The sequence below is a fragment of the Hydrogenophaga sp. OTU3427 genome, assembly GCF_038440225.1.
In the GTDB taxonomy this organism is placed as follows: domain Bacteria; phylum Pseudomonadota; class Gammaproteobacteria; order Burkholderiales; family Burkholderiaceae_C; genus Hydrogenophaga.
Map to the genome: position 1 here is coordinate 76,585 of NZ_JASATI010000002.1, position 24,346 is coordinate 100,930.

General features: G+C 70.2%; 18 protein-coding genes and 1 other RNA gene. 14 read left to right on the forward strand and 5 right to left on the reverse strand.

Annotation, left to right across the window (positions count from 1 at the left end):
- Nucleotides 1-151 precede the first annotated feature (151 nt).
- Complete coding sequence (trxA, locus tag AAHB17_RS01530) at nt 152-484, reverse strand: thioredoxin TrxA (protein WP_342128661.1); 333 nt, start codon at nt 482-484, stop codon at nt 152-154.
- Nucleotides 485-553: 69 nt separating this feature from the next.
- On the opposite strand from trxA, the gene AAHB17_RS01535 reads away from it, so the two are divergent.
- The 6 genes from AAHB17_RS01535 to AAHB17_RS01560 all read left to right on the forward strand — a co-directional run bounded on the left by AAHB17_RS01535 (nt 554) and on the right by AAHB17_RS01560 (nt 10,169).
- Complete coding sequence (locus tag AAHB17_RS01535; protein ID WP_342128662.1) at nt 554-3,166, forward strand: PD-(D/E)XK nuclease family protein; 2,613 nt, start codon at nt 554-556, stop codon at nt 3,164-3,166.
- Nucleotides 3,150-6,485 carry a UvrD-helicase domain-containing protein gene (locus AAHB17_RS01540; RefSeq protein WP_342128663.1) on the forward strand — a complete coding sequence of 1,112 codons (3,336 nt, stop codon included), beginning with the start codon at nt 3,150-3,152 and terminating at the stop codon, nt 6,483-6,485. Before AAHB17_RS01535 ends, AAHB17_RS01540 begins: the two co-directional genes overlap by 17 nt.
- Nucleotides 6,482-7,789, forward strand: a complete 1,308-nt coding sequence (locus tag AAHB17_RS01545; protein WP_342128664.1) for an NAD(P)/FAD-dependent oxidoreductase — start codon at nt 6,482-6,484, stop codon at nt 7,787-7,789. Before AAHB17_RS01540 ends, AAHB17_RS01545 begins: the two co-directional genes overlap by 4 nt.
- A gap of 55 nt (nt 7,790-7,844) precedes the next feature.
- Nucleotides 7,845-8,825: a tripartite tricarboxylate transporter substrate binding protein gene (locus tag AAHB17_RS01550; RefSeq protein ID WP_342128665.1), complete on the forward strand. Its 981-nt coding sequence runs from the start codon at nt 7,845-7,847 to the stop codon at nt 8,823-8,825.
- A 94-nt stretch (nt 8,826-8,919) separates the two neighbouring features.
- Nucleotides 8,920-9,507 carry a molybdopterin-dependent oxidoreductase gene (locus AAHB17_RS01555; protein WP_342128666.1) on the forward strand — a complete coding sequence of 196 codons (588 nt, stop codon included), beginning with the start codon at nt 8,920-8,922 and terminating at the stop codon, nt 9,505-9,507.
- A gap of 17 nt (nt 9,508-9,524) precedes the next feature.
- The gene (locus AAHB17_RS01560; protein WP_342128667.1) at nt 9,525-10,169 is read left to right on the forward strand and encodes a glutathione S-transferase; all 645 of its coding nucleotides are present in this window, start codon (nt 9,525-9,527) and stop codon (nt 10,167-10,169) included.
- Nucleotides 10,170-10,176: 7 nt separating this feature from the next.
- Here AAHB17_RS01560 and ffs read toward each other — a convergent pair.
- Nucleotides 10,177-10,273: signal recognition particle sRNA small type (gene ffs, locus AAHB17_RS01565), an RNA gene on the reverse strand.
- Nucleotides 10,274-10,338: 65 nt separating this feature from the next.
- Here ffs and dnaX point away from each other — a divergent pair.
- The 4 genes from dnaX to AAHB17_RS01585 all read left to right on the forward strand — a co-directional run bounded on the left by dnaX (nt 10,339) and on the right by AAHB17_RS01585 (nt 14,268).
- Nucleotides 10,339-12,108 carry a DNA polymerase III subunit gamma/tau gene (gene dnaX, locus AAHB17_RS01570; RefSeq protein WP_342128668.1) on the forward strand — a complete coding sequence of 590 codons (1,770 nt, stop codon included), beginning with the start codon at nt 10,339-10,341 and terminating at the stop codon, nt 12,106-12,108.
- Between the two features lie 55 nt (nt 12,109-12,163).
- Nucleotides 12,164-12,487 carry a YbaB/EbfC family nucleoid-associated protein gene (locus AAHB17_RS01575; protein ID WP_342128669.1) on the forward strand — a complete coding sequence of 108 codons (324 nt, stop codon included), beginning with the start codon at nt 12,164-12,166 and terminating at the stop codon, nt 12,485-12,487.
- Between the two features lie 19 nt (nt 12,488-12,506).
- A complete protein-coding gene (recR, locus tag AAHB17_RS01580; RefSeq protein WP_342128670.1) occupies nt 12,507-13,097 on the forward strand; it encodes a recombination mediator RecR in 591 nt (196 codons plus the stop codon).
- 130 nt (nt 13,098-13,227) lie between these two features.
- Nucleotides 13,228-14,268, forward strand: a complete 1,041-nt coding sequence (locus AAHB17_RS01585) for an ABC transporter substrate-binding protein (protein ID WP_342128671.1) — start codon at nt 13,228-13,230, stop codon at nt 14,266-14,268.
- Nucleotides 14,269-14,278: 10 nt separating this feature from the next.
- Here the strand turns inward: AAHB17_RS01585 and AAHB17_RS01590 are convergent, their stop codons facing one another.
- Nucleotides 14,279-15,835 (reverse strand): transglycosylase SLT domain-containing protein, encoded by a 1,557-nt coding sequence (locus AAHB17_RS01590; protein ID WP_342128672.1) that lies wholly within the window; start codon nt 15,833-15,835, stop codon nt 14,279-14,281.
- On the reverse strand, nt 15,835-16,614 hold the full coding sequence (gloB, locus tag AAHB17_RS01595; protein WP_342128673.1) for a hydroxyacylglutathione hydrolase: 780 nt from the start codon (nt 16,612-16,614) through the stop codon (nt 15,835-15,837). Before gloB ends, AAHB17_RS01590 begins: the two co-directional genes overlap by 1 nt.
- A 244-nt stretch (nt 16,615-16,858) precedes the next feature.
- Here gloB and AAHB17_RS01600 point away from each other — a divergent pair, with 244 nt between their 5' ends.
- From AAHB17_RS01600 to AAHB17_RS01615, 4 genes are all read left to right on the forward strand, one after another.
- Nucleotides 16,859-17,653 carry a class I SAM-dependent methyltransferase gene (locus tag AAHB17_RS01600; RefSeq protein WP_342128816.1) on the forward strand — a complete coding sequence of 265 codons (795 nt, stop codon included), beginning with the start codon at nt 16,859-16,861 and terminating at the stop codon, nt 17,651-17,653.
- Nucleotides 17,650-18,087, forward strand: a complete 438-nt coding sequence (gene rnhA / locus AAHB17_RS01605; RefSeq protein ID WP_342128674.1) for a ribonuclease HI — start codon at nt 17,650-17,652, stop codon at nt 18,085-18,087. The genes AAHB17_RS01600 and rnhA overlap by 4 nt, the downstream gene beginning before the upstream one ends.
- A gap of 118 nt (nt 18,088-18,205) precedes the next feature.
- Nucleotides 18,206-19,435: an efflux RND transporter periplasmic adaptor subunit gene (locus tag AAHB17_RS01610; protein ID WP_342128675.1), complete on the forward strand. Its 1,230-nt coding sequence runs from the start codon at nt 18,206-18,208 to the stop codon at nt 19,433-19,435.
- A 35-nt stretch (nt 19,436-19,470) separates the two neighbouring features.
- Entirely contained in the window at nt 19,471-22,572 is a 3,102-nt protein-coding gene (locus tag AAHB17_RS01615; protein ID WP_342128676.1) for an efflux RND transporter permease subunit, read from the forward strand.
- 166 nt (nt 22,573-22,738) lie between these two features.
- Here AAHB17_RS01615 and AAHB17_RS01620 read toward each other — a convergent pair whose 3' ends face one another.
- Complete coding sequence (locus tag AAHB17_RS01620) at nt 22,739-24,346, reverse strand: sulfatase family protein (RefSeq protein WP_342128677.1); 1,608 nt, start codon at nt 24,344-24,346, stop codon at nt 22,739-22,741.

A 24,346-nucleotide genomic window follows, 5' to 3' on the forward strand; every position in this document is an offset into this window, starting at 1 on the left:
CTGGGGGAGTGGTGTGAGGGACCGGGGGAACCCGACTCACGGCGCGGCGACTGGAGGCGTCTGTGTGATGGCGCTCTGTCCAGCGATGACCAAATTATGACAGGAAAAACACGCCCGGCAGCCGTGGCCGGGCGGGGAACTCAGGCAGGGCTCAGGCGAGCTGCTGGTCGATGAAGGCGGTCAACTGGGCCTTGCTCAGCGCGCCGACCTTGGTGGCGGCCGGTTGGCCGTCCTTGAACAGGATCAGTGTGGGGATGCCGCGGATGCCGAACTGGGCCGGCACGGCGCGGTTGTCGTCCACGTTGACCTTGGCGATCTTGAGCTTGCCGTCGTAGCTGCCGGCCACTTCGTCCAGGATGGGTGCAATCATCTTGCAGGGGCCGCACCATTCGGCCCAGAAGTCCACCAGCACCGGGCCGCTGGCCTGGAGCACATCGTTCTGGAAGCTGTCGTCGGTCACGTGTTTGATCAGGTCGCTGGCCATGGGTTTTGCCTCTGGGGAGCAGGTGTCTAGCAGTTAAAGTGGCGTCATTGTGACAGAAAGCATTCATTCATGACGGCCACGGCTCCGAGTGCCCCTGCGCCTGGCCAGACCGTTGGCGAATCCCCCCCTTCCGCCATCGCCCTGCACTGGTCCACACGCCTCCAACGTCTGCACCAGCACCTGCTCAACCAAGGCGCGAGTCCGGCGCGCACCCTGGTCCTGGTGCCCTACGCCCAGGTCATGGCGCAGGCCCGCCTGGCCTGGCGCCAGTTGGGCGTGGGCGGCCTGGTGCCGCGCTTCGAGACCACCCGCAACTGGGCCCAGCAACTCGCGCCCTTCGAGCCGGGTGAACTCGACTTTGGCCAGGACCCGGCGCGCAACCGCGTGCTGGCCGCGCGGCTGCTGGAGCCGTCCGGCGTGGCGCGCCTGCCGGTGGACCTGGCCCCCGCGCTGATCGAGCAACTGCTCGAGGCCGCGGCCCAGCTCGCGCCGCTGGCCGCCTCCGTGCCGCCCCACGAGCGCAGCGACTGGGGCCAGCAACTGCGCGACGACATGGCGCAGCTGGCTCCCGGTGCCGCGGCCTCCTGGGAGGCCATGGTGCAGGCGGTGGCCATTGAGTGGGTGCGCCACAGCGCCTTCGCCACCGACGTCTTGTGGCAACACGCCCTGCCGGGCCAGGCGCTGGATGCCATGGTGGTGCTGGAGGGCATACAGACCGACCCGCTGGCCGAGGCGCTGGCGGCGCGTTGGGGGGGCGCCGCGCTGCGGCTGCCGCTGCAGGTGGACGCCGAAAGGCATACCCCCCCGGTGCTGCACCCGTGCAGCGACGCCCAGGACGAAGCCCAGCGCGCCGCCGCCTGCGTGCTGGCAGAACTCAACGCCGGCCACACACCGGTGGCCCTGGTGGCTCAGGACCGTGTGCTGACCCGGCGCATTCATGCCCTGCTGCAGGGCGCGGGCGTGCCGGTGCGCGACGAGACCGGCTGGCGCCTGTCCACCAGCCACGCCGCCGCCCGCCTGATGGCGGTGCTGCGGGCCTGCTCGCCTCGGGCCAGCACCGACGAGGTGGTCGATGCGCTCAAGCACATGCCCTGCTGGCCGGCACCGGTGGCCGATGCGCTGGAACGCCAGTGGCGCCAGGCCGAGGTGTCGACCTGGACCGCCGTGTGTGGCAGCGCGCTGCTGCGCGAGACCTTGCCGGCGGGTCTGGAAAGTGGCTTCGAGGCCTTGCGCGCACCGCGTCCGCTGGCGCAATGGCTGACCGATCTGGCCCAGGTCCTGCGCGACTGGGCCGTCTGGCCCGTGCTGGAGGGCGACCTGGCCGGCCGGGCGCTGCTGCGTGCACTGTGGCTGGTCCGGGAGCCCGGCGCCGAGCCGCCTGCGTGGCTGGCGCTGGCCGAGCGCAAACTGTCGCTGTCGGCCTTCAGCGCCTGGCTGCGCGAGGTGCTGGAGGCCGCCAACTTTGTGCCGCCTTCTCCGGACCACGCGCCCGTGATCGTGCTGCCCATGGCGCAGCTGCTGGCCCGTCCCCTGGCCGCGGTGGTGGCGGCCGGTTGCGACGACGTGCACCTGAGCGCCGCGCCCGAGCCGCCCGGCCTGTGGACACCCGCCCAGCGCGAGCGCCTGGGCCTGCCCGGGCGCGAGGCCCTGGGCCTGGCCGCGCGCGCCGCCTGGTCGCAGATGCTCACCCAGCCACGGGTGCACCTGTTGTGGCGCCAGCATGAGGGCGAGGAGCCGGTGCTGCCCAACCCCTGGGTGCAGGTTTTGCTGGGGCAGGGGGGTGATGCCGACGCCGAGACCCAGGACCCGCGCGTGGCGCGTGGCCTGGACTGGCAGCCGGTGCGGCCCCCCCAGCCCAGTGCGCCGGCCTTGCTGCCGCGCAGCCTGTCCGCCAGCGCCTACAGCGACTTGCGCGACTGCCCCTACCGTTTTTTCGCGCTGCGCCAGCTCGGCTTGGGCGAGCTGTCCGAACTCGACACCGAGCCCGGCAAACGCGACCTGGGCAACTGGCTGCACCGGGTGCTCAAGGCCTTCCACGAGGCCCGGCCCGAACCACGCGCCTTGGCCGAGGACCTGGCCGCGCTGGAGCCCCTGGCCGGTGAGGTGGCCCAGGCCATGGGCCTGGACAACGCCGCCTTCCTGCCGTTTCGCGCCGCCTGGCCGGCCTTGCGCGACGGCTACCTCGACTGGCTGCACGGCTTCGAGGAACGCCCTGGCCAGGCCGGCCCGCGTTTCGCCGAGGCCGAAGTGAGCCGCGAGGCCGATCTGCGCTCATGGCGCATCAAGGGCCAGCTCGACCGCATCGACCGCCAGCGCAGCCCCGAAGGCGATCTCGCGGTGGTGATCGACTACAAGACCGAATCGCGCAGCACCACCGACGCGCGCCTGCGCCAGCCGTTGGAGGACACCCAGCTGGCCTTCTACGCCGCGCTGCTGCCCGACGACACCCTGCGCGCCGCCTACCTGAGCCTGGGCGAAGGCCAGGGCGGCGTGGCCTGGCTGGAGCAGCAGGACATCCTGGCCGCCCGCGATGCGCTGCTCGAAGGCCTGCCCCACGACATGGACCGCCTGGCCGATGGTGCCCCCTTGCCCGCCCTGGGCGAAGGCCAGGCTTGCGAGTACTGCGCCGCGCGCGGCCTGTGCCGCAAGGATTTCTGGACGAAACATGAGCACGACACCTGAACCCGGCGCGGTCCAGGCCGCCTACCGCATCAACGGCGCGCTCAGCGATGCCACGGCCTTCTACCGCGTGGCCTGCGACCCGGCGCGCAGCGTGGCGGTGGAAGCCTGCGCCGGCGCCGGCAAGACCTGGATGCTGGTCTCGCGCATCCTGAGGGCGCTGCTCGCAGGCTGTGAGCCGCAGGACATCCTGGCCATCACCTTCACCAAGAAGGCCGCTGGCGAAATGCGCCAGCGCCTGCAGGAATGGTTGCAGCAGTTCGCCGGGCTGACCGACGACGCACTGGTGCCGCAGCTGGTGATGCGCGGCATGGCGGCCGAACAGGCCCTGGAGGCCGCGCCCCGTCTGCGCCAGCTGCAGCAAGGGCTGTTGGACGGCGGGCGCTCGGTGCAGGTGCGCACCTTCCACAGCTGGTTCGCCGCCTTGTTGCGGGCCGCGCCGCTGGCGGTGCTGGCCGAGTTGCGCCTGCCGGTGCAGTACGAACTGCTGGAAGACGACAGCGTGGCCGTGCGTCAGGTCTGGCCGCGTTTTTTTGGCGCCGTGCGTGGTGACGACGAACTGTCGGCGCATTTCCACGCTGCTGTGGCCACCCACGGACGCAGCCAGACCCTCAAGGCCCTGGCGACCGCGCTGAGCAAGCGGGTGGAGTTCGAACTGGCGGATGCGGCGGGGGTGGTCGAGGCCTCGGTGCGCAGCGCCGCGCAGCAGTTTCCCGAGCTCGCCGGTGTGGACGACCCCACCCAGCTCATCGCCCATGAGGGGCCGCAGCGCGCGCTGTTGTGGGCTGCGGCCCAGGCGCTGGGCCGAGCCAGCGCCAAGACCTTTTCCGCCAAGGGCGGCGAATTGGAGCTGGCCCTGACCCAGGGTCACTTCGCGGGTGTGTGCGATGCCTTGCTGACGCAGAAGGCCGAGCCGCGCAAGTTTGGCGACAAGCTCGCGGGCATCGAGACCGTGCGCGACGCTCAGGCGCTGGTGCAACACCTGCGCGCCGCCGTGGCCCAGCAGGACGCCTGGCGGCACCAGCACCGCATGGCGGCCTTGTCGCGCGCCCTGTTGTCCAGCTATGCCGCGCTCAAGCGCGAACGCGGCTGGGTCGACATGAACGACATCGAGCGCGCCGCGCTGCGCCTGCTGGCCGACAACAGCCTGGCGCCCTGGATGCAGCAGCGGCTGGACGCACGCGTGCGCCAACTGCTGATCGACGAATTCCAGGACACCAACCCGCTGCAGTGGCAGGCCTTGTACGCCTGGCTGTCGGCCTACGCGGGCGCCGGGGCGGGCGACGCGCCCAGCGTGTTCCTGGTGGGCGACCCCAAGCAATCCATCTACCGCTTCCGTCGCGCCGAGCCCCAGGTGTTCCGCGCCGCGCAGCAGTTTGTGGTGCAGGGTCTGGGCGGCGCCTTGCTCAGCTGCGACCACACCCGGCGCTGCGCCCCGGCGGTGGTGGGCGCGCTCAACACCGTGATGGGTGCGGCCGGCGCGGCGGGTGAGTTCGCGGGTTTCCGCGAGCACAGCACCGACAGCCAGGCTGTGGGTTCCGTGCTGGCGCTGCCCGTGGTGCCGCGCCCTGAGCGCGCTGCGCCGTCCGAGGACGATGGCGAGGTCTGGCGCGACAGCCTCAGCAGCCCCAAGCGCCTGCCCGAAGACAGCCTGAGCGCGCAGGAGGCGCGGCAGGCGGCCGACTGGATCGCGCAGGTGTTGCGCGAAGACGGCCTGTCGCCGGGCAAGCTGATGGTGCTGGCGCGCAAGCGCGAGCGCCTGGGCTGGCTGCACGAGGCCTTGCGCGAGCGCGGCATCCCCAGCGAAGAACCCGAAAAACGCGACCTCGCCGACGCGCCGCCCGTGCAGGACGTGGTGGCCCTGCTGGACGTGCTGGTGTCGTCCACCCAGGACCTGAGCCTGGCGCGTGCGCTCAAGTCGCCCCTGTTCGCCTGGGACGACAGCGACCTCGCCCTGCTGGCCCAGCAGGTGAAGGCCGCCGCCGGCCCGCGGCGCAATTGGTGGGACACGCTGCAGCAGTGGGCCGTGGCCGACCTGGGCCGTCCGCCCGAGCGCATCTTGCTGACCGCCGAGCGCCTGCGCCGTTACCGCGACGCGGTGCTGCAGCTGCCGCCCCACGACGCCCTGGCCGCCATCTACCGCGACGCCGACGTGCTGGCCGCCTACGCGCGCAGCACCCCCGCCGCGCTGCGCCCGCAGGTGCTGGCCCAGCTCCAGGCCTTGCTGACACAGGCCCTGGCGGTGGATGGCGGGCGTTGCCTCACGCCTTACCGCCTGGTGCGCGCGCTCAAGGCCGGGGGCCTGAAGGCGCCGGTGGTGGCCACGCCCGACGCCGTGCGCCTGCTCACCGTGCACGGCGCCAAGGGACTGGAGGCCCACACCGTGGTGCTGCTCGACACCGACGCCCGCCCGCCACGACCCCAGGCCATGGGCGTGCTGGTCGACTGGCCGGGCGAGGCCGCCGCGCCCCGGCGTTTTGTCTTCCTGGTGAGCGAGAAACAGCCACCGGCCTGTGCCGCCGACCTGCTGGAGAACGAGCTGGCGGCCCGTTCGCTGGAGGAGCTCAACGCCCTTTACGTGGCCATGACCCGCGCCGAACGCCGCCTGCTGGTGTCGGCCACCCAAGCCTTTGGCGACAGCGGGCAGAGCTGGCTCAAGCGCCTGTTGCCCGTCGCGCAGGCGGTGCCAGTCGCCGCGCCCCACGGGGCCTCCGACCCGGCAGGTGCGCAGGCGCATTTCAGCCTGCCCGAACTGCCGGCGCTGACCTGGACCGCGCCGGCGCGTGGCGATGCGCCGCCGGACGGCAACCCACTGAGCGCCCGCATCGGCCAGGCCATGCACCGCCTGCTGCAATGGCGGCCCACGCCGGTGGCCTCGTTTGCCTGGACCGCCGCCCATGTGTCGGCGGTCGGGCGCGAATTCGAGCTCGACCCAATGCAGGCGCGGCAAGCGCTGGCCATGGCCGAGGCCATCACCCGGGGCGAGGGCGCCTGGGCCTGGGACGCGGCGCACATCGACTGGTGGGACAACGAGGTCGAACTGCTGGACGCCCAAGGCCAACTGCAGCGCCTGGACCGCCTGGTGCGCGAGCGCGCCAGCGGCCAGTGGTGGGTGCTGGACCACAAATCGGCCAGCCAGCCGCAGCAACAGGCCGGGTTGCGCGAACAGCTCGCGCGTTATGCCGAAGCGGTGCGGCTGGCCTGGCCCGGCGCCGTGGTCCGCACCGCCTTTCTCACGGCCGACGGCCGCTGCATCGAGCTGCCCGTGCCCGATGCGAGCGCCCGGCCGGCACAAGCTTCAAGCAAGGATTTGTTTTCATGACCACCAACCTGGGCCTCAGGCCCGCTGTCGCTATCGTGGGCGGCGGCCCGGCCGGCCTGATGGCCGCCGAGGTGCTGAGCGCCGCCGGCGTGCCCGTGCAGCTGTTTGACGCCATGCCCACCGTGGGCCGCAAGTTCCTGCTCGCCGGTATCGGCGGGCTCAACCTCACCCACGCCGAAGCGTTCGACGCCTTTGTGTCGCGTTACGCCGAGCGCGCGCCCCAGTGCCGCGCCTGGCTGTCGGCACTGGGGCCCGACGGCATACGCGCCTGGGCCCATGGCCTTGGCATAAACACCTTCGTGGGCAGCTCGCAGCGGGTGTTTCCCACCGACATGAAGGCCGCGCCCCTGCTGCGCGCCTGGCTGCACCGCCTGCGCCACCCCGAGGTCGGCGAGCCGGTGCGGTTCCACATGCGCCACCGCTGGCTCGGCGAGATCGCGCGCACGCCCGAAGGCGGCTGGCGCCTGGGTTTCGACACCCCCAACGGCCCGCGGCAGGTGGAGGCGTCGGCCGTGGTGCTGGCCCTGGGCGGTGGCAGCTGGGCCAAGCTGGGATCGGACGGGCGCTGGGTCGACTGGCTGGGCGCGCAGGCGGTGGATGTGGCGCCGCTGCGGCCGTCCAACTGCGGCTTCGATGTCAGCGTCAACGGCCGTGTCGGCTGGAGCGCCCTGCTGGCCGAGCGTCATGCGGGCGAGCCGCTGAAGTCGGTGGCCCTGAGCCTGGATGATGGCGCGCAGCGTTTCTCGCGCAAGGGCGAGTTCGTGCTGACCCGCACCGGCATCGAAGGCAGCCTGGTCTACGCCCTGTCGGCACTGGCCCGGGACACCATCGCCCGCGACGGCCAGGCCACGGTGTACCTGAACCTGCGGCCCGACATGGACGCCGCCCGCGTGCTGGCCGAAGTGGCGCACCCGCGCGGATCACGCTCGTTGTCCAGCCACCTGAAAAGCCGGCTCAAACTGGGCGGCCTGCACACCACACTGCTGCACGAGTTGCTGCCGCCCGAGGTGTTGCACGACCCGGTGCGTCTGGCCGCCGCCATCCAGCACCTGCCCATCGCCCTGACGGCGACCCGGCCGCTGGACGAGGCCATCAGCAGCGCCGGGGGCGTGCGGCTGGAGGCGCTGGACGAGGCCCTCATGTCGCGGCAGCTGCCGGGTCTGTTCTGCGCCGGCGAAATGCTGGACTGGGAGGCGCCCACCGGTGGCTACCTGCTCAGCGCCTGCCTGGCCAGCGGCCGGGTGGCCGGGCGGGGCGCGACCGACTGGTGGCGCCGTCACGGGGTTGTCACGTCGGATTCATAAACTCGGCGCCACGCCTTCATCGAAACTTGCACACACCGTCATGACGCATCGCCCCTTGACCCGCCGCCGCATGGCCCTGCAGACCCTGGCCACCGTGGGCACGCTCGGCGCCTGGTCCCAAGGCCAGGCCGCCACGTTCCCCGACCGCCCGATCCGCCTCGTCGTGCCCTTCGCGCCTGGCGCGGGCACCGACGCCGTGGGGCGGCTGGTGGCAGCCAAGCTGGCCGAGGTGCTGGGCCAGCAGGTGCTGGTGGAAAACCGCACCGGCGCGTCCGGTGCCATCGGTGCCCAGGCCGTGGCCCAGAGTGCGCCCGACGGCCACACCTTGCTGCTGGCGGCCGCGCCCTTCACCACGGTGGCGGCCGCCGTGCCCAATGCCGGCTACGACGCCCTGACCCAGTTCGTCCCCGTGGGCATGATCGCGCAGGGGCCGCTGGTGTGGGCCGTCAGCGACAAGCTGCCGGTGTCCACCGTGCAGGAATTGGTGCGCCATGCCAAGGCACGGCCGGGCGCGCTCAACTACGGCTCTGCCGGCGTGGGAGGCATCAACCACCTGGTGCTGGAGCTGTTCAAGCTGCGCACCGGCACCTTCATCACCCACATCCCCTACCGGGGCATCGCGCCGGCCACGGTGGACGCCATCGCTGGCGAAATCCACATGCTGACCGGCACCATCCCGGCGCTGGCGCCGTACCTGCGCGAAGGCCGCCTCAAGGCCCTGGCCGTGACCGGCATGCGGCGCTCGCCCGCCTTGCCCCAGGTGCCGACCATGGCCGAGGCCGGCCTCAAGGGCTTCAACGTGCTCAACTACTTCGGCCTGGTGGCGCCGCGTGGCACGCCGGTGACGGTGGTGGACCACCTCAACGCGGCGCTGGCCCGCGTGCTGGACATGCCCGAGGTGCGCGAGCGCCTGGGCCGCGACGCGGTGGAGCCCGCGCCCGGCAGCCCGGCGCAGCTGGGGCAGTTTCTCAAGACCGATGTCGAGGCCTGGGCCAGCGTGGTCAAGCGTCAAGGATTGAAAATCGATCCGTTCTGAGCGCTGGAGGCGGCGGAAAACAGGCACACTGATATTTATGCACCGAACGCGGCCCGGTGCATGTCACCTGTTCCTGGCCGTTGGAGCCTGTTTGATGAAGAAACGCGACTTTCTTGCCCTGGCATCCACGGCGGCGGCCCTGCCCGTGGGCCAGGCCTGGGCCGCCGAACGCCCGGCCACCCAGTCCCCCGCGCTGCTGACGGTGGGCGGGCCGGTGGGCAAGGGCAACCGCGGTCCCCTGGACGTGGAGCTCGATCAGATGCTGTTCAAGCACGGTGTCAAGTTCAGCACCGCGTTTGCCTTCGATGCTCCGGCCCTGATGCGGCTGGCCCGCGTGACCATCCGTCCCACGCTGGAGTACGACAACAAGGTCCATGCCCTCAGCGGCCCGCTGCTCACCACGGTGCTGCGTGCGGCGGGCGTTCGTCTGGCGCCCGGCCTGCGCCTGGGCCTGCGTGCGGTCGACGGTTACAACGTGGTCATCAGCCTGGCCGATGCCGAGGCCTACCAGATGATGGTGGCGACCCACATCGACGGCCAAGCCATGGCCCTGGGCGGACTGGGGCCGCAGTGGGCGGTGTACGACGCCGACCGGCTGCCGGCCTTCAAGGACAAGCCGGTGAAGGAGCGTTTTGGTCTGTGTCCCTGGGGCCTGTACTACATCGACGTGAGCCAGGGCTGAACGCGCGAGCCGGCTTCGTGCGGCCCCTGCTCTACACCTACCGCCGCTGCCCCTACGCGATGCGGGCCCGCATGGCCCTGCTGGCGGCGGGCGTGGCCTTCGACGCCCGTGAGATCGTGCTCCGAGACAAGCCGGCCGAGATGCTGGCCTTGTCACCCAAAGGCACGGTGCCGGTGCTCGTGTTGCCCACCGGCGAGGTGCTTGAGCAGAGCTGGGACATCATGGCCTGGGCCTGGTCGGCGCACGATGCGCTGGGCTGGTGGGCGGGGGCCCAGACCCCACAGAACCTGCAGCTGCTGGCCACCAACGACGCCGACTTCAAGCACCACCTGGACCGCTACAAGTACCCGGAGCGCTTCGGCGGCACCGACCGCGAGGGGCACCGCGCGCAGGCCGTCGCCACCTTGCTGATCCCGCTGGACGCGCGCCTGCGCGAGGCGGATTTTCTGGGGGGCGATGCACCTTGTGCCACCGACCTGGCGGTGTTTCCGTTTGTGCGCCAGTTCGCGATGGTGGACCCCACCTGGTGGGAGCGGGTGGACCTGCCGGCCTTGAAGCCATGGCTGGCCGCCTGGCTGAGCCACCCCTTGTTCGCGGCCTGCATGGCGAAGTTGCCAGCCCGGCAGCGGGTGGTGTTTCCGCCGTTGATGGCGGAGGTGTGATGAATAAGGTGACGAGCCTTGACCCCGGCACTGGCTCCACAGTTAGGGCTGCTTGGTTCCCCACCTGACCCGGTTGGCCGCTTCACCATGCGGGAAGGCCCGTCACTGCGTATTGTAGGCGACGATCAAGGCCCTTTCCCCTCGGGCGGCACACTAGAATCGTCCGCCTATGTCCTACATCGTCCTGGCCCGCAAGTACCGCCCCAAGAACTTCGCCGAAATGGTGGGGCAGGGGCACGTGGTGCAGGCGCTGGGCAATGCCCTGACCACGCAGCGGCTGCACCATGCCTACCTGTTCACTGGCACGCGGGGCGTGGGCAAGACCACCGTCTCGCGCATCCTCGCCAAGTCGCTCAACTGTGTCGGGCCCGACGGCAGCGGCGGCATCACCGCCACGCCCTGTGGCGTGTGCCAGGCCTGCACCGACATCGACAGCGGCCGCTTCGTCGATTACACCGAACTGGACGCGGCCTCGAACCGGGGCGTGGACGAGGTCCAGGCCCTGCTGGAGCAGGCGGTCTACAAGCCGGTGCAGGGGCGCTTCAAGGTCTTCATGATCGATGAAGTGCACATGCTCACCAACACCGCCTTCAACGCGATGCTGAAGACGCTGGAGGAGCCGCCGGAGTACCTCAAGTTCGTGCTCGCCACGACCGACCCGCAGAAGGTGCCGGTGACGGTGCTGAGCCGCTGCCTGCAGTTCAACCTGCGCCCCATGGCGCCCGAAACCGTGCTGGAGCACCTGACCCAGGTGCTGCAGGCCGAACAGGTGAGCGCGGAGGCGCAGGCGCTGCGCCTGATCGCGCGGGCGGCACGCGGCTCCATGCGCGATGCCCTGTCGCTCACCGACCAGGCCATCGCCTTTGGCGGTGGTCAGCTGGCCGAGGCCACGGTGCGCCAGATGCTGGGCGCGGTGGACCGCAGCCATGTGTTTGCCCTGATCGACGCGCTGGCGCGGGCCGATGGCGCGACCGTGGTGCAGACCGTGGACGCGCTGCGTTTCAACGGGCTCAGTGCCGCGTCCACGCTGGAGGAAATGACCGGCGTGCTGCAGCGCATGGCGGTGGCGCAGACGGTGCCCAGCCTGGGCACGGCCGACAGCAGCGATCCGGAGGCGCAAGCCGTGGCGCGGCTGGCGCAGGCCCTGCCGGCCGACGAGACCCAACTGCTCTACAGCCTGTGCCTGCACGGCCGCGGCGAACTGGGCCTGGCGCCCGACGAATACGCGGCGCTGACCATGGTGTTGCTGCGCCTGCTGGCCTTCAAGCAGCCGGTGCGCCAGGTGGCGGCTGCGCCATCTCCGGCCGCCGTGGAAAAAAAAAGCCTGATCCGACCCCCTGAGCCGGAGCAGGCCGCGCCCGTGTACCGGCCACCGGTCGCCCCGCCGGTTCCGGTGGTGGCCGCTGCGCCCACGGTGACCGTGCCGCCGCCACCACCGCCCGTGGTGGTGCCGGAGACGGCACCCGTGCCCGTGCCCGCGCCACCCATGGTGAGCGAGCCCGAACCCATGCCCGCAGCACTGCCCGCCCTGGGGCCAGACACCGCCCTGGCCGACGCCAGCGAAGGCGACTTCTGGTTTGGCACGGTGATGGACCTGGTGAAGCGCGAACTCGTGGCCGCGCTGGTGCGCGAATTGGCCCTGCAGTCGCAGCTGCTGCGGCGCGAAGGCGGGACCTGGCAGTTGCGGGTCGACCGCGAAACGCTGAACCAGGCCGGGGCCCGCGACCGCCTGCAGACCGCGCTGGCCGCCGCCGGGCACGCGGTCACGCTGCAGGTGAGCACCGGCCCCGTGAGCGATTCGGCCGCACGCCGGCTGGCGGCGCAGGCCGCAGCCCGGCAGCTGGAGGCCGAAGCCGCCATCGCCGACGATCCCTTCGTGCAGCAGATGATGCGCGAGTTTGGCGGCAAAATCGTGCCCGGCAGCGTGCGCCCGCTCTGAGCCACGGCCCACCTGGCGCGCGCCACAGTTTTCTTATTTCAACCAAGGATTTCCCATGTTCAACAAAGGACAACTCGCCGGCCTGATGAAGCAGGCCCAGGCCATGCAGGACAACCTCAAGAAGGCCCAGGACGAACTGGCGCTGATCGAGGTCACGGGCGAGTCCGGCGCCGGGCTGGTCAAGGTGCTGATGACCTGCAAACACGACGTCAAGCGCGTCACCATCGACCCCAGCCTGCTGGCCGACGACAAGGACATGCTCGAGGACCTGGTGGCCGCCGCCTTCAACGCCGCCGTGCGCAAGGCCGAGGAGACCTCGCAAGAGAAGATGGGCAAGCTCACCGCCGGTCTTCCTCCCGGCATGAAGCTCCCGTTCTGATGCCCGTTCGACTGTCCGCGTGAGCACCCTCGACGCGCTCACCGCTGCCTTGCGCTGCCTGCCGGGCGTGGGCCTGAAGTCGGCTCAGCGCATGGCCTACCACCTGATGCAACACGACCGCGACGGCGCGCTGCAGCTGGCGCAGGCCTTGTTGGAGGCAGCGCAGCAGGTGCGGCACTGTTCGCTGTGCCACACCTTCACCGAAGACGTGCTCTGCGCCACCTGCGCCGACCCGCGGCGCGACCGCGCCCAGCTGTGTGTGGTCGAAACGCCGGCCGACCAGGCCGCGCTGGAGCGCACCGGGGCCTACAAGGGCCTGTACTTCGTGCTCATGGGCAAGCTCAGCCCGCTGGATGGCATCGGCCCCAAGGACATCGGCCTGCAAAAGCTGTTTGACCGTGTGGCCGCGCCCGAACCCGACGCGGTGCGCGAACTGATCCTGGCCACCAATTTCACGGCCGAGGGCGAGGCCACCGCCCACGTCATCGCCCAGGCGCTCAAGGGCCGGGGCGTGCAGGTCACCCGGCTGGCGCGCGGCGTGCCGGTGGGCAGTGAGCTCGAATACGTCGATCTGGGCACCATCGCCCACGCCCTGGTCGACCGCCGCTGAGTCACTGGCGCCGGACCCCGCGCGGGAGGGTATCCACGCATGGTATTTACCCGCTCGGGAATCGCCCCGATGCCATTTCAGGCAATCTTCCTTAGCATTTGACTCAGTTTGACAGCCATGTTGCCAACCCATGACCTTCCCGAGCCGCCGCCAATGGATGCTGCACGCCACGCTGGCGGCGGCGGCCTGCGCTGGCCTGCCCGTGCGGGCCGAGGGGCGGCCTGAAAAGGGCAGGGTCAGCCTGGCCGTGGGGGGCAAGGCCGGTTTTTACTACCTGCCGCTGACCATTGCCGAGCAGCTGGGCTATTTCCGCGACGAGGGCCTGGAGGTCGACATCCAGGACTTTCCCGGTGGCTCGCGCGCGCTCAAGGCCTCGCTGGACCGAACGGTGGACGTGGTTTCGGGCGCCTACGAACACACCATCGACCTGCAGGCCCACGGCCTGTCCTACCAGGCCTTCGTGCTGCAGGGCCGCGCCCCGCAGATCGCCATGGGCGTGTCGCCCAAGGCGATACCGAACTACAAGAGCGTGGCCGACCTGCGTGGCCGGCGCATCGGTGTATCGGCGCCCGGTTCGTCCACCAACATGATCGCCAACCTGGTGCTGGCGCGTGCGGGGGTCAAGCCGTCCGAGGTGCATTTTGTGGGCGTGGGCACGGCCCAGGGCGCGCTCACCGCCTTCCGCTCGGGCGAGATCGACGCCATGAGCAACATCGACCCCGTGATGACCATGCTGGAGAAGCGCGGAGAAATCCGCATCGTGTCGGACACCCGCTCGCTCAAGGGTGCGGTGGACCTGTTCGGTGGCCCCATGCCGGCGGCTTGCCTGTACGCGCCCACCGAGTTCGTCGAGCGCCACCCGATCACCTGCCAGGCCCTGGCCAACGCGGTGGTCCATGCCCTCAAGTGGCTGCAGACCGCCGGGCCGTCGGACATCATCAAGGCGGTGCCCGAGAGCCACATGCTGGGCGACCGAGGCCTCTACCTGGCCTCGTTCACCCGGGTGCGCGACGCGCTGGCGCTCGACGGCCTGATGCCCGAGGCAGGTCCCGCCACGGCCCTGCGCTCACTGGCCAGCTTCGATGAGCGCATCCGGCCGGACCGCATCGACCTGTCCAAGACCTACACCAACGAATTCGCGCGTCGGGCCAAGCAGAAGTTCAAAGCCTAGGAGGCGGTACTCAGCGCGTGGTCGCGGCCTTGTTGCCCGCGACCTTCACCGGGGCCTTCTTGCGGCTGGCCACGGCCGTCTTGGCGGTGCCCGTTTTCGCGGCGGCTGTCTTGGCCGGGGCCTTGGCCTTGGCGCTGACCGCCGTGGCCTGGCGCTGCGGCAGCATCAGGGCCAGCGACTGGCCTTTTTTCAGCGGCGTGTTGATGCTGATGTGGTTCCATTCGGCCACGCTGCCGGCGTTCACCCCGTAGCGCTTGGCCAGGGCCGTGACGTTGTCGCCCTTGCGAGCCTGCACCATGGTGCGCTTGAGCACCACCTCGGGTTGCAGCAGGAGCTGGGCGTTGTCGGCCACGTGTTCGGGCACGTCGGCGTCCAGCCGGCCGTTGCGGTGCACCAGCAGCGTGGCGCCCTGGCGCACCAGCATGCGCGGCGGGATGTTGTTGATGCGGCGAAGCTCGGCCTCGCCCATGCCCAGCCGTTCAGCGGCCAACGCCGGACTCATGGTGGTGGGTGCCGTCCAGGCGGTCCAGCTCGCCAGCGGGCCTTTGTGGGCCCTCAGGTTGGTCTGGAACACGGTGGCGTTGTCCCAGGGCAGCAGCACGTGGGGTGTGCCGGCGGACATGATGACCGGCTTGTTCATCGACGGGTTCAGGGCCCGGAAGTCGGCCTCGTCGATCTGGGCCAGGCGGGCGACCATGGCCACGTCGATGTCGCGCTCGATGGGCACCGAGTCGAAGAAAGGGTGGTTGCCGATGGGCGGCACCACGGCACTGAATCGCGCCGGGTTGGCCACGATGTTCTTGACCGCCTGCAGCTTGGGCACGTAATAGCGTGTCTCGGTCGGCATGTTCAGGTCGAGGTAGGTGGTGGGCTTGCCCTCGCGCTGGTTGCGGGTGATGGCGCGGTTCACGTTGCCTTGTCCCCAGTTGTAGGCCGCCAGCGCCAGGTGCCAGTCGCCAAAGCGGGTGTAGAGCTGCTGCAGGTAGTCCAGCGCGGCGCGGGTCGAGGCCAGCACGTCGCGCCGGTCATCGCGGAACATGTTCTGCTTGAGGTCGAAGGATTCGCCGGTGGCGGGCATGAACTGCCACATGCCCGCGGCGCGGGCGCTGGACACCGCGTTGGGGTTGAAGGCGCTTTCGATGAAGGGCAGCAGGGCCAGCTCGGACGGCATGTTGCGGCGTTCCAGCTCTTCCACGATGTGGAAGAGGTACTTGCTGGAGCGCTCGGTCATGCGCTGGATGTAGTCGGGCCGGCTCACGTACCACTGCTCGCGGTCGCGCACGAGGTCGGTGTCCAGGTCGGGCATGGCGAAGCCGCGCCGGATGCGTTCCCACAGGTCGGTGGTGGCGGCCAGGGTGGCCACTTCCTGGGCCGGGGTGCCGGGCTTGACCGCGATCTCCGTCAAGGGGCCCGAGGGCAGCACGGGCGCGCGCGGCGCGGCGCGGGGGCCGCTGGCGATGGGCGCGTCGGCCGGCTGGGCCGGCAGGTTGGACATGGGCGGGGCGCTGGCGCAGCCGGCCAGCGCAAGGGCCAGCGTCACGGCCAGCCAGGAAAAGGGTTTGAACATCAGAAGGTGTTTTTCCATTCGCGCAGCGTGGCAAACACGCCGGTCTCGTCCAGCGCCGCGTTGGCGGCACGCTGGCGCATGGCGGCGGTGATGCCGGGTTGGCGGCTGCGCAAAAAAGGGTTGATCAAGCGTTCCTGCCCCATGGAGCTGGGCAGGGTGGGAAGGTTCCGTTGCCGCAAGGCCGTGCAGTGCGCGGCGTAACTGGCCAAGTCGGCATTATCGGGCTCCACGGCCAGCGCGAAGCGCAGGTTGGACAGCGTGTACTCGTGGGTGCAGCAGACCCGGGTCTGGGCGGGCAGGGCGGCCAGCCGGTCCAGCGAGTCCAGCATCTGCGCCGGCGTGCCTTCGAACAGGCGTCCGCAGCCGCCCGAAAACAGGGTGTCGCCACAGAACAGCAAGGGCGCGCCATCGATGTCGGCGCAGTGGTAGGCGATGTGGCCTGCGGTGTGGCCCGGCACGTGCATGACCTCGAAGCGCAGGCCCAGCACCTCCACCTGGTCACCTTCGTCCAGCCGGGTCAGCGGCTCGGGCATGGGCTCGGCCACTGGGCCATAGACGGCGGCGCCGGTCGCCGCGCGCAGCTCGGCCACGCCGCCGGTGTGGTCGGCGTGGTGGTGGGTGATCAGGATGGCGGCCAACGTCAGGCCGCGTGTCCGCAGATAGTCCAGCACGCCGCTGGCTTCGCCCGGGTCCACCACCAGCGCCTGGGTGCCCACCTGCAAGGCCCAGATGTAGTTGTCGTTGAAGGCCGGGATGGGGTGCAGGGTGGACGTTGTCATGGCGGCGCGCGGTGCGGATGAATGGCTAGAGGCAATCCGGCACTGTACATCGGCACGGTGGACTTGCCCATGCCGCCCGACGGCCATTGCGCTGGTTCGGGGGGCAGCGTTTACCATCGGTCCCCCGACCGTCCGTCCATCCCGTCCTCCGTTGCGCAGCAAACCGCCTTTTCCCACCGAACCGCCCGAGCCGTCAGGTGCCGCCGGCATTGCCGACTGGCTGCAGACGCCACCGGGGCAGTACATGCTGGCGTGGGAACAGGCCGAGTTCGATGCCGCCCTGGCCGACGTGTTCGGTTTTCACGCGGTGCAGCTGGGTCTGCCCGAGATGGACACCCTGGCCGGCAACCGCATCCCGCACCGCTGGCTGGGCCTGCCCGACGCCGAATGGCCACTGGTCTGCCCCTGGCCTGTCGATGTCGACGACGACGCCAGCGAACCTCGACCCATGCCCGCCTTGCCGCGCTGGGCCTTCGTGACCCATGCCGCTGCGCTGCCGTTCCCGGCCGCCAGCCTGGACCTGGTGGTCCTGCCCCACACGCTGGAGCTCAGCGCCGACCCCCACACGGTGCTGCGCGAGGTGGAGCGGGTGCTGGTGCCCGAGGGTCGACTGGTGATTTCCGGGCTCAACCCCGCCAGCCTCTGGGGCCTGCGCCAGGCGCGCGCCCATCTGCTGGCCCGGCTCGGGCTGTCCGCGCTGGGGGCCAGCGAGCTGTACCTGCCGGCGGCGGGCGAGTTCATTGGTCACTGGCGCCTGCGCGACTGGCTGCGCCTGCTGAGTTTCGAGGTCGAGAGCTGCCACTTTGGCGCCTACCGCCCGGCGGTGCGGACCGAAAAATGGCTGCAACGATGGGCCTGGATGGAGGCCGTGGGCGCGCGCTGGTGGCCGATACTCGGCGCTGTCTATTTCATCACCGCCGTCAAGCGCGTGCGTGGCATGCACGTGCTCGGGCCGGCCTGGAAACCCCGCCGCGCCACCGCCGCCGCTCCCGTGACGGCGGCACGGCAACAACCTCTGCATCACAGGACTTTGGATTGAACACCGTCACGATCTACACCGATGGCGCCTGCAAGGGCAACCCTGGCCCGGGCGGCTGGGGGGCGCTGCTGAGCGCCGGCACCACCGAAAAAGAGCTGTTTGGGGGCGAGCGCGAGACCACCAACAACCGCATGGAGCTGACGGCGGTCATCGAGGGGCTGGCGGCCCTGAAGCGGCCGTGTGTGGTTCATCTCTACCTGGACAGCGAGTACGTGCGCAAGGGCATCACCGAATGGATACACGGCTGGAAGGCCAAGGGCTGGAAAACCGCCGCCAAGCAGCCGGTGAAGAATGCCGACCTGTGGCAGAAGCTCGACGCCCTGGTGCACCAGGGCACCCACCAGATCCACTGGCATTGGGTCAAGGGCCATGCCGGCGACCCAGGCAACGAACGCGCCGACGGACTGGCCAACCGGGGCGTGCCCCGGGGCTGAGCGCGCAGCGACGCTGCGAATCGTCGTGTCGAACACCGGGCCATTGGTAGGCATGCCAACGGCTCGGGGACGCCCGCTGTTACATTGACAAATTCTCGCAATTTGGATGGGCAAGAACATGGCGAACAAGGTGGTGGTGTGGTTGTTGGCCGGGGCCGGTCTGGCACTGGCCAGCGGCGGCGCGTGGTGGCTGCAAAAAGGGGCCCCGTCCACGGCCACCACGGACGCGGCCACACCGGCGGCCGGCGCTGGCAAAGGTCCGACCGCCGCGGGGGGTGCCCGTCCCGGCGCGGGCGTGGCGGGGGGTGTGCCTGGCGTGGAAGTGGCCAGGGTCAAGACGCTGCCGCTGCAGGACGACGCCCAGGCCGTGGGCAGCCTCAAGTCGCGCCAGAGCGTGACCCTGCGCCCCGAGGTGGCCGGCCGCGTGGCCGAAATCGCCTTTGCCGACGGCGCCCGGGTCAGGAAGGGCCAGTTGCTGCTGCGCCTGGATGACACCTTGCAAAAGGCCGAACTCAGCCAAGCCGAGGCGCAGCTGTCCATCGCCCGTGCCAACCTCAAGCGCAACCAGGAACTGGTGGCCGAGAACTTCGTCGCCCAACGGGTGCTGGACGAAAGCCGCGCCAGCCTGCAGGTGGCCGAGGCCCAGGTCGCGCTGGCCCAGGCCCGGCTGGGGCGCATGCGCCTGCTCGCGCCCTTCGACGGCACGGTGGGCATACGCACGGTCAACCTGGGTGACTTTGTCAAGGACGGTGCCGACCTGGTCAACCTGGAAGACACCTCCATGTTGTACGTGGACTTCCGCATGCCCGAGCGCTACCAGGGCCAGTTGGCCGTGGGTCAGGGCGTGAAGGTGCAGATCGATGCCCTGCCGGGCCGCGACTTCAGTGCCAAGGTGCAGGCGCTGGACCCGCTGGTGGATGCCAATGGCCGTTCGGTGCTGGTGCGCGCGGTGATGTCGCCGGGCGGTGGCGTCACGCTGCGCCCGGGGATGTTCGCCCGCGTGACCACGGTGTTTTCGGTCAACGACGCCGCGCTGGTGGTGCCCGAGGAGGCGTTGGTGCCCCAGGGCGGCAAACAGCTGGTGTTCAAGATCGCCTCTGAAGGCGAGGGCGAGGCCGCCAGGACGGTGGTGCGCCGCACCGAGGTGCAGCTTGGCGTGCGCCGGGGCTCGCAGGTGCAGATCACCCGCGGCCTGTCCGAGGGCGACACCGTGGTGGTGGCCGGCCAGCAGCGCCTGCAGCGCGACGGCATGGCCGTGCGCGTGATCGACATGAACAAGCCGCCCGCCGCCGGGGGCAAGCCGGGCGCCGGCAAACCCGCCGCCGACGCGGCGCCGGCCGCGCGCTGAGCGGCCCTTGAACCGCACCATCCTGGGGTTTCGCCATGCAACTGCCTGAAATATCGATACGCCGCCCGGTGTTCGCCTCGGTGCTGTCCCTGCTCATCCTGCTGGTGGGCTGGGTTTCGTTCACCAACCTCAACGTGCGCGAGTACCCCAAGATCGACGAGCCGACGGTCACGGTCAGCACGCGCTTCGTGGGCGCCTCCAGCGAGGTGGTCGAGTCCCAGGTGACCAAGGTGCTGGAGGATTCGCTGGCCGGCATCGAGGGCGTGGACGTCATCACCTCCATCAGCCGCCAGGAGCAGAGCCAGATCACCGTGCGCTTCAAGCTGGAGCGCGACCCCGACTCCGCCGCCGCCGACGTGCGCGACAAGACCAGCCGCGTGCGCCAGCGCCTGCCCCAGGGCATCGACGAGCCGGTGATCGCCAAGGTCGAGGCCGATGCCTTTCCCGTCATTTGGCTGGCCCTGAGTTCCGACACCTTCAGCCCGTTGCAGCTCAGCGAGATGGCCAACCGCATCGTCAAGCCGGTGCTGCAGACCGCGCCCGGCGCCGCCGACGTGCGGGTCTACGGCGAGCGCCGCTATTCCATGCGCGTCTGGCTGGACCCGGACCGCCTGGCCGCCTACCGACTGACGGTGCAGGACGTGGAGGACGCGATCCGCCGCTCCAACCTGGAAGTGCCGGCCGGTCGCATCGAGAGCGCGCAGCGCGAGTTCAACGTCACCGCCGCCACCGACCTGCAGCGCCCCGAGGAATTCGCCTCGGTCACCATACGCAACGTCAACGGCTTGCCGGTGCGCATCGGCGACGTGGCGCGGGTGGTGCAGGGCCCGCAGGACGAGCGCACCTCGGTGCGCCTGAACGGCCGCGACTCGATTTCCGTGGGCGTGATCCGCCAGGCCACGGCCAACCCGCTGGAGCTGTCGGCCGGCGTGCGCCAGCTGATGGACAAGGTCAAGACCGACCTGCCGCCTGGCATCAACGTGGACGTGGCCAACGACAACTCGGTCTTCATCGACCGTTCCATCAAGGCCGTCTACAGCACCATCTTCGAGGCCGTGGTGCTGGTGGCGCTGGTGATCTTCGTGTTCCTGCGCACGCTGCGCGCCTCCATCATCCCGCTGGTCACCATCCCTGTCAGCCTGATCGGCACCTTCGCGCTGATGGCGCTGTTCGGCTTCTCCATCAACACCCTCACACTGCTGGCCCTGGTGCTGGCCATCGGCCTGGTGGTGGACGATGCCATCGTGGTGCTGGAGAACATCTTCCGCCACATCGAGGAGGGCATGCAACCCTTCGAGGCGGCGGTCAAGGGCGCCAAGGAAATCGGCTTCGCGGTGGTGGCCATGACGTTGACGCTGACGGCGGTGTACGCGCCGCTGGCCTTCACGCCGGGGCGCACCGGCCGCCTGTTCGCGGAGTTCGCGCTGGCCCTGGCCGGCGCGGTGGTGGTGTCGGGCTTCGTGGCGCTGACGCTGTCGCCCATGTTGTGCTCCAAGCTGCTCAAGCACAACCCCGCGCCCAACCGCTTCGACCGTGGCATGGAGCGTGTGCTGGTGGCCATCACCGCCGGTTACGGCCGGGCGCTGGCGGCCTCGCTGCGGGTGCGCTGGCTGGTGGTGGGCGTGATGCTGGCCAGCGCGGCCGGCAGCTGGGTGCTGCTGCAGGGCACCAAGCAGGAGCTGGCCCCCATCGAGGACCGTGGCGTCATCCTGACCGTGATCAACGGCCCCGACGGCGCCACGCTGGATTACACCCGGCGCTACGCCGAAGCCATCGAGCGCATCGGCCAGAACTACCCCGAGTTCGACCGCATCTTCGCCAACATCGGCAGCCCCACGGTGGCGCAGGGCAACGTATTCCTGCGCGCCACGCCCTGGGAAGAGCGCAGCCGCAGCACGCAGGAGATCGCGCGCGAGATCACGCCGCGCCTGGCCGGCCTGCCCGGCGTCAGCGCCTTCGCCATCACGCCGCCATCGCTGGGCCAGGGTTTCCGGGAGCGGCCGATCAACTACGTCATCGTCACCTCCGACAGCTACGAAAACCTCTCCAGGGTGGTGCGCCAGTTCCAGGACGCGCTGGCCAAGAACCCCGGCTTCGTGCAGGTGGACACCGACCTGCGCCTGAACAAGCCCGAGATCCGCATGGATGTGGACCGCGAGCGCGCCGCCGACATGGGCGTGAGCGTGGACGCCATCGCCCGCACGGTGGAAACCATGCTGGGGGGGCGCATCGTCACGCGCTACAAGCGCGAGGGCGAGCAGTACGACGTGGTGGTGCAGACCGAAAGCGCGCAGCGCAGCACGCCCGACGACATCGACCGCCTGTTCGTGCGTGGCCGCAACGACGCCATGATTCCGCTGGCCTCGCTGGTCAAGACGCGCGAGGTGGTGGTGCCGCGCGAGCTCAACCACTTCGGCCAGCGCCGCAGCGCCAGCATCACCGCCAACCTCGCGCCCGAGCTGGCCCTGGGCGATGCGCTGAAGTTCATGGACGCCACGGCGCGCGAGATCCTGCCGCCCGGCTACACCACCGACCTCAACGGCCAGAGCCGCGAGTTCCGCAGCTCCTCGGGCTCGCTGGCCCTGGTTTTCGTGCTGGCCCTGGTCTTCATCTACCTGGTGCTGGCGGCACAGTTCGAGAGTTTTGTCGACCCGCTGGTCATCATGCTCAGCGTGCCCCTGTCCATGCTGGGCGCCTTGCTGGCGCTCAAGTTCACCGGCGGCACGCTCAACGTGTTCAGCCAGATCGGCTTGATCACCCTGGTGGGGCTGATCACCAAACACGGCATCCTGATCGTGGAATTCGCCAACCAGCTGCGTGAGCAGGGCATGGCCATGCGCGATGCGGTGCAGGAGTCGGCCGCGCTGCGCCTGCGCCCCATCCTCATGACCACCGGCGCCATGGTGCTGGGGGCCGTGCCGCTGGCCCTGGCCACCGGTGCCGGGGCCGAAAGCCGGCAGCAGATCGGCTGGGTCATCGTGGGCGGCATGAGCCTGGGCACGCTGCTGACCATTTTTGTGGTGCCCACCATGTACACCTTGTTCGCGCGGACCAAGGTGCCGGGCGGCAACAAGGCCCAGGTGGGCGAGGGGCCGCTGACCGACCACTCGCACCACGAGGTCATCCCGGCCAAGTGAGGCCAAAGACAACCGCTATCCGTTGTCCATTCCGCCGTCGCGGGACCCGCGACGCATGAAGCGGTCGAACCGTGGGGCACCGCCGGGCCGGCTTGGCTGGACGGCTGGTGCCGCCCCTTGAGGGGGATGCGGCCACGCGCAGCGGGCAAGCGACGGGGTGGTCTGTTCAGGCCACGGCGGCGGGCAACGGGGATGTGTCGCCCAGCTCGCTGAGTTCCATCAGCAGTTGTGCCGACAGTTCGCCGCGCACCGCCACCGCGTCGGCCCAGCGGTTGTGCTGTTCCAGCGGGTCGCTGGCCAGGTCGTAGAGTTCGCACAACTCGGGCTGGTTGGACACGGTCAAGCGCCAGCCCCGCGTGATCAGGCTGCGCAGCCGGTAGCGCCGCGAGCGACCCGGCGGCAGCACCACCGGTTCACTTTCCACCAGCACGCCGGGGCGCGGGGCGTCGCTCAGCGAGGTGTCGCTCAGCCAGGGCAGCAGGTTCAGGCCCTGTATGCCGTTGTAGGGCGCCAGACCGCAGCGCGCCAGCACCGTCTGGGCGATGTCCAGGGTGCTGGCGGGCATGTCCAGGCGCTGGCCTTGTTGTGCCGCTGTGGCCGCCGGGTCGCGCCAGATGAAGGGCACGCGGGTGATGCCGTCGAAGTGCATGGCGCCTTTCAGCACCACGCCGTGGTCGCCCATCATGTCGCCGTGGTCGCTGGTGAAGATGACCACCGTGTTCTGGTCCTGGCCGGTCTCGCGCAGCGTGGCCAGCAGGCGGCCCACCTGTTCGTCGATCAGCGACACCATGCCGTAGGTCAGGGCGTGGATTTCGCGCAGCTCGCGTTCGCTGACGCCGAAGGCGCCGTAGCCCTCGCGCGATCCGCCCTCGCGGGTGAAGCGGTGCACGTCGGCCAGCAGCGCCGAATCGCCGCTGTGCCCATACGAGGCCGGCAGGCGCACGTCGTCCGGGTCGTACATGTCCCAGAAGCGGCCGGGCGGTGTGAAGGGGTGGTGCGGGTCGGGGAACGACACCTTGAGGAAAAAAGGCTGCTCCGGTGCGTTCTGCGCGTGGTCGGCCAGCCATGCGACGCCGCGTTCGCCCACGTAGGTGGAGGGGTAGAGCGCCTCGGGCAGGCGGGTGCGCCAGGCCTGGGGCGCGCTGTAGCGGCTGTCCGGGATCGCGTGTTCGCGCCCGCGCAGGCTGTCGGGCTCGGGGTGGCGTTCGGCCAGCCAGCGCGCGTAGTCGCCATGGACCTGGTCGCCGTGCAGCGTGGCCAGCTCCACGTGGTCAAAGCCGTAGTAGGGGGTCTCGACCGCATGGCGCGTGCCGCTGCGCCAGTCGGGCGTCCATTCGTTGCCGTAGCCGCTGCCGGCGCGTGGCCGCTGGCGGGCGTCGCGCAGGGCCTCGGGCGGCTCGGCGCCGCCGTTCTCGTTCTGCCAGCGGCGGCGCAGCGGACCGTCGTAGCCGAAGGCCTGCAGGTGGGACTTGCCGATCAGCGCGGTGGCGTAGCCGGCCGCGCGCAGCAGCTCGACAAAGGTGGTGTGCTCGCGCGACAGGTTGACGCCGTTGTGCACCACGCCGTGCAGGGACGGCAGGCGGCCCGTCATCAGGGTGGCGCGGTTGGACATGCAGGTGGTGCTGGCGGCGTGGAAGCGGCTGGCCAGGACACCGGCGCGGGCCAGGCTGTCGATGTGGGGCGTGCGCAGCAGCGGGTGGCCGGCGCAGCCCAGGTGGTCGGCGCGTTGCTGGTCGGTGACGATCAGCAGGATGTTGGGACGGGTGGGGCTCAT

Coding starts and splice junctions, on each gene's coding strand:
- AAHB17_RS01600 (WP_342128816.1), top strand. CDS start 16,859: ATGCTGGCGTGGGAACAGGCCGAGTTCGATGCCGCCCTGGCCGACGTG.
- AAHB17_RS01585 (WP_342128671.1), top strand. CDS start 13,228: ATGACCTTCCCGAGCCGCCGCCAATGGATGCTGCACGCCACGCTGGCG.
- trxA (WP_342128661.1), bottom strand. CDS start 484: ATGGCCAGCGACCTGATCAAACACGTGACCGACGACAGCTTCCAGAAC.
- gloB (WP_342128673.1), bottom strand. CDS start 16,614: ATGACAACGTCCACCCTGCACCCCATCCCGGCCTTCAACGACAACTAC.
- AAHB17_RS01615 (WP_342128676.1), top strand. CDS start 19,471: ATGCAACTGCCTGAAATATCGATACGCCGCCCGGTGTTCGCCTCGGTG.
- AAHB17_RS01545 (WP_342128664.1), top strand. CDS start 6,482: ATGACCACCAACCTGGGCCTCAGGCCCGCTGTCGCTATCGTGGGCGGC.
- AAHB17_RS01620 (WP_342128677.1), bottom strand. CDS start 24,346: ATGAGCCCCACCCGTCCCAACATCCTGCTGATCGTCACCGACCAGCAA.
- AAHB17_RS01535 (WP_342128662.1), top strand. CDS start 554: ATGACGGCCACGGCTCCGAGTGCCCCTGCGCCTGGCCAGACCGTTGGC.
- AAHB17_RS01540 (WP_342128663.1), top strand. CDS start 3,150: ATGAGCACGACACCTGAACCCGGCGCGGTCCAGGCCGCCTACCGCATC.
- AAHB17_RS01555 (WP_342128666.1), top strand. CDS start 8,920: ATGAAGAAACGCGACTTTCTTGCCCTGGCATCCACGGCGGCGGCCCTG.
- AAHB17_RS01610 (WP_342128675.1), top strand. CDS start 18,206: ATGGCGAACAAGGTGGTGGTGTGGTTGTTGGCCGGGGCCGGTCTGGCA.
- dnaX (WP_342128668.1), top strand. CDS start 10,339: ATGTCCTACATCGTCCTGGCCCGCAAGTACCGCCCCAAGAACTTCGCC.
- AAHB17_RS01590 (WP_342128672.1), bottom strand. CDS start 15,835: ATGTTCAAACCCTTTTCCTGGCTGGCCGTGACGCTGGCCCTTGCGCTG.
- AAHB17_RS01575 (WP_342128669.1), top strand. CDS start 12,164: ATGTTCAACAAAGGACAACTCGCCGGCCTGATGAAGCAGGCCCAGGCC.